Raw genomic sequence first — 4404 nt, 5'->3', positions numbered from 1 at the left:
GCCGGGGTTCTCCGCACAGGTGGTGAGCCGGTATGCGGGAGCACCGGGCCATTTCACGCCGAAGACCTCGGTGACGATGCCCAGCTCGAAGGCGGACATCCCCTGATACGCGAGGACAGCCACGTGGTGAAGCGACACCTCCTGAGCCATGGCGTAATCTTATCGAAGAGTGGCTTTCGCGCCACTGGTGGCTGGTCGGAGCAGCTAGAAGCATGGTGACCATGCCGGTCACCGCCACTACATCGCTCGCCGCGCCGCCACCTGAGAGTCAGTCAGCCACCCGCCGGTTGGGCATGGCCGGCCTGTCGGCCGTCGGCGTCTCGTTCGGTTTCGCCCGATACGGCTACGGTCTGTTCCTCCCCGACATCCGCGCCGAGTTCGATCTGCCGATGTCGGCGGTCGGCCTGATCGGAAGCGCCACCTATGTGGGCTATCTCGGTGCCCTTGTCCTGGTGGGCTTCTTCGCGGTACGCGTGGGCCCACGCGCTCTCGTCACGGTCGGCGGCCTGTCCGCCACGGTGGGCATGGCGCTGGTCGCCGTCGCGAACGGGTGGCCCGTCCTGGTCGCCGGACTCATCCTCGCCGGCACGAGTCCGGGCTGGATATGGGCACCCTTCTCCGACGCCGCCGACCGGATGGTCCCGGCCGGCCAGCGAGAACGCGTACTGGCGCTGATTCCCAGCGGCACGGCGTTCGGCGTCGTCGTGGCCGGCCCGATGGCGCTGGTCATGCACGGGTCGAATTGGAACTACGCGTGGCTGGTCTTCGCCGCCGCTGCACTCGCAGCCACCCTCTACAACATCCGCGTGCTTCCCGCCGGACCACCCAGCCCGAAGGCACGGCGACGACGGGACGAGCGGCTCGGCGTCCGCTGGTTCGTCCGCGGATCGGCCGTGCCGCTTTATCTGACTGCCCTGTCATACGGCGTCGTGGGGTCGGTCTACTGGCTGCTCGCCGTCGAGGCGATCTCCTCCGCCGGCGGAGGCGGTGACGCGGATGGCACCGCGGCCGCGTTCTGGACCGTGATGGGCGCGGCAGGCACGTTGGGGGTCTTCACCGGTGTCGTGTTCACCCGGCTCGGCTTACGCCGCTCCCATCTTCTCCTCTTCGGACTGCTCGCCGTAGCCTCCGCACTGCTCGGAGCGGCGCCTGGATCGCTCGTGGCCGTGGGGCTCTCCGCCGTGCTGTACGGCCCGAGCTTCATGGCGGGCTCCGCATTGCTCGCGGTCTGGAGCTATCAGATCTTTCCAGAACGCCCCACAACCGGGTTCAGCGCCACGGTCTTCTTTCTCGGGATCGGCACCATCACCGGCCCGGCGGCGGCCGGAGCGCTGGCCGATCACCACGGCGTCGGCTGGGCGTTCCTGTTCGCTGCCGCAGTCGCCCTGGCGACCGGGCTACTCCGGCCGCCGGCTCTGCCCACTGAGCGATAGCCACGGCGACCGGTTACCGCGCGGAGGACGCTTCGGACGCCACGGCCGGCTCCCGCGAGGTGACCGTGACCACACGCCGGAGAAGCTCTCGCAAGATTCCTCGCTCGTCGTCGGTCAGTGGTGCGAGCGACCGCTCCGAGGCCGCCTCGGCTGCAGCCTTGGACTGTGCGTACACCTGGCGGCCTGCATCGGTCGGAGTGATCAGGCGAGTCCGTCGGTCCCGAGGATCCGGCACGCGCTCGACCAAGCCGCGTCGCTGTAGCTCGTCGGCGAGCGCCACGATCTGGCTCGGGTCGAGACCGAGAAAGTCAGAGAGGGCTCGTTGGGAGATCCCGCCCGTGTCGCACGCGGCGGAGAGCACGGAGTACTGGCGGACGCGGAGCCCGACCTCGGCCAGGGCGTCGTTGGTGTGGCGCACCGCTATGCCGCTACTGCGTGCGAGCAGGTATCCGACGTCGTCCAGCAGTTCGAGCCGTCCAGCCGGGCGTTTGGACATGAGAACGCCTTTCGTGTGCGTGAGAACTAGATGAGATTATCAATGATTGACAGTCTCAACTATTCGATCCTACTGTAAATGCCACAGTAGGACGCTTGAAAGGAAGATGACGTGGACCTGACCGGCAAGGTCGCAGTCGTCACTGGCAGCGGGCGCGGCCTCGGCCTCGCATATGCCAAGAAGCTCGCGGCGCTCGGCGCCAAGGTCGTCGTCAACGACGTCGACGCGGACGTCGCCAAGGCCGCCGTTGAGTCGATCAGCGAAAGCGGCGGAATCGCCGTGGAGCACGTGGCACCCGTCGGCTCCAGCGACGTCGCCCAATCCCTGGTGGACCGGGCCGTGAGCGAGTTCGGCCGGCTCGACGCTCTGGTCACCAACGCCGGCGTCCTCCGCGACACGGTGCTGTGGAAAATGACCGACGACGACTTCGACACTGTCGTCAACGTGCACCTACGTGGAACCTTCACCTGCGCTCGCGCCGCCGCCAGCCGATTTCGTGAGCAGGGCGACGGCGGACGGATCATCTGCATCGGCTCGCCCACGGGTCAGCGCGGCACCTTCGGGCAGACCAACTACGCCGCGGCGAAAGCCGGCATCGTCGGGATGGTGCGCACCTGGTCGATGGAGCTGGCCAGGGCCAATGTCACCGTGAACGCCGTGATCCCGGTCGCCGCCACCGGCATGACCGAGACCGTGCCCTTCCTGCAGCCGTACGTCGAGGCCGTGAAGAACGGCGATCCGCTCCCGGAGTTCGCGCGCCGGGCACTCGCCTTCGGCACCCCCGAGGACGCCGCCGGCATCATCGCCTTCCTCGCCTCTGACGCCGCTGCCGGCATCACCGGCCAGGCCATCGGCGTCGGCGGAGACCGGCTCACCGTCTGGTCGCATCCAGAACAGGTAGTCGCCGGCTTCTCCGACGGGGGATGGACCGAGGACGCGATAGCCGAGGCGTGGCCGACCGTCTTCGAACCACACCAGCAGAGCGTAGGCGAGAAGTTTCCCACGCCTCCTGAGGCAGCGGAAGGATCCTGATGACAACGACCATCACATACGCCGAGCTGCCCAGCCTCGTTGGCCGTGACCTCGGCCACAGCAGCTGGCTGACCGTCGACCAGCCACGCATCGACACGTTCGCCGATGCTGCGGATGATCACCAATGGATCCATGTCGACCCGGAACGCGCAAAGGACGGGCCGTTCGGCGGCACCATCGCGCACGGCTACCTCACGCTGTCCCTCATCATCCCGCTCTGGTCGGAGTTGCTCGATGTGGAGGGCGTGTCCACCAAGGTCAACTACGGGCTGAACTCGGCCCGGTTCCCGGCGCCGGTGCCGTCCGGGTCCACAGTCCGGCTCGCCGCGACGGTCAAGGATGTCACGGAGATCACCGGAGGATTCCAGCTCGTCGTGGATGCGGCCATCGAGGCGGACGGCATTACCAAACCGGTCTGCGTGGCACAGCCGGTGTTCCGCTTCTACGCCTGAAAGCCGCTCCGCGTGGCCGCAGGTTGACGGTGTCTGTTTGCACTGACGCGGCTCAGCGAGGTGCTATGAACGTGTGCGCAAATCGCTGAGTGGATGGATGCTCGTCACCGCCGCCTTGCTTGCGGCATGCAACGCCGACGACGACGGCGGCTCCTCGTCGACGCAGAGCCCAACGTCGACGGCCTCGCCCGAGCCCACCATGCCGCCGTCACCATCACCGACACAGACACAGCAGCCGACGCCCAGCCCGACACCCACACCGACCGAGACTCCGACCCCCACCCCTGAGCCGGTCGAGTTCGACGCCGAAGCCGCCTTCGAGATCATCGAGCATCTCGCAGACGACATCGGCCCGCGTGAAGGGACATCGGACGAGTTCGCGCAGGCCGCGGAGGACGTCACGGAGCACTTCGAACAGCTCGGCTACGAGGTGTCTCACACGCCAGTGCCCGTCCCGGCGGGCAACTCGTGGGGCATCGACGTTCCTGAAGGAGAGTCAGCCAACGTCGTCGCCGACCCGTCAGGCTTCGATCCAGACGATCCGTACGTGATCATCGGCGCGCACCTGGACACCGTGCCGCAGGCGCCGGGCGCGGAGGACAACGCGTCCGGTGTCGCCGTCGTGATGGAGCTGGCACGCATGGCGGCCGCCGAGCCGCCGGCCGTACCGGTGCGATTCATCGCGTTCGGCGCCGAGGAGCCGCGAGGCGAGGGCGATGACCTGCACCATTTCGGATCTCAGCAGTACGTGGCGGATATGTCGTCGAATGATAAGGACGCCCTGGTGGCGATGGTCTCCCTCGATCGAGTCGGCGTCGCGGGTGATCATGTGCCCGCGTGTACCGGTGGTACTGGAACGACGGACATCCGCGATGCGCTAATCGCCGCGGCAGAGGAGATCGACGTGCCGGTCGACGCATGCGAGAACCGGGCCAGCGATCATTGGTCCTTCGAGAAGGCCGAGCTACCGTCTGCCCGGCTGGGCAGCATT

5 protein-coding genes are annotated in these 4404 nt (G+C 67.4%); 4 read left to right on the top strand and 1 reads right to left on the bottom strand.

What is annotated here, in order from left to right:
• Positions 1-221 precede the first annotated feature (221 nt).
• Positions 222-1433, top strand: a complete 1212-nt coding sequence (locus ELR45_RS32505) for a YbfB/YjiJ family MFS transporter (protein ID WP_240760308.1) — start codon at positions 222-224, stop codon at positions 1431-1433.
• A 13-nt stretch (positions 1434-1446) separates the two neighbouring features.
• On the opposite strand, the gene ELR45_RS32500 is transcribed toward ELR45_RS32505, so the two are convergent.
• A complete protein-coding gene (locus tag ELR45_RS32500) occupies positions 1447-1929 on the bottom strand; it encodes a MarR family winged helix-turn-helix transcriptional regulator (RefSeq protein ID WP_129669987.1) in 483 nt (160 codons plus the stop codon).
• Positions 1930-2040: 111 nt separating this feature from the next.
• On the opposite strand from ELR45_RS32500, the gene ELR45_RS32495 reads away from it, so the two are divergent.
• From ELR45_RS32495 to ELR45_RS32485, 3 genes are all read left to right on the top strand, one after another.
• Entirely contained in the window at positions 2041-2961 is a 921-nt protein-coding gene (locus tag ELR45_RS32495) for an SDR family NAD(P)-dependent oxidoreductase (RefSeq protein WP_129669986.1), read from the top strand.
• Positions 2961-3413, top strand: coding sequence for a MaoC family dehydratase (locus ELR45_RS32490; RefSeq protein ID WP_129669985.1), 453 nt, complete (start codon positions 2961-2963; stop codon positions 3411-3413). Before ELR45_RS32495 ends, ELR45_RS32490 begins: the two co-directional genes overlap by 1 nt.
• A gap of 73 nt (positions 3414-3486) precedes the next feature.
• Positions 3487-4404 (top strand): M28 family metallopeptidase (locus tag ELR45_RS32485; protein WP_205857714.1); only part of this gene is annotated, 918 nt, incomplete at its 3' end.

It is taken from the genome of Phytoactinopolyspora endophytica (assembly GCF_004138495.1).
In the GTDB taxonomy this organism is placed as follows: domain Bacteria; phylum Actinomycetota; class Actinomycetes; order Jiangellales; family Jiangellaceae; genus Phytoactinopolyspora; species Phytoactinopolyspora endophytica.
Note: the sequence above shows the minus strand (reverse complement) of the source record. Positions and strands in the feature narration are given on the sequence as shown.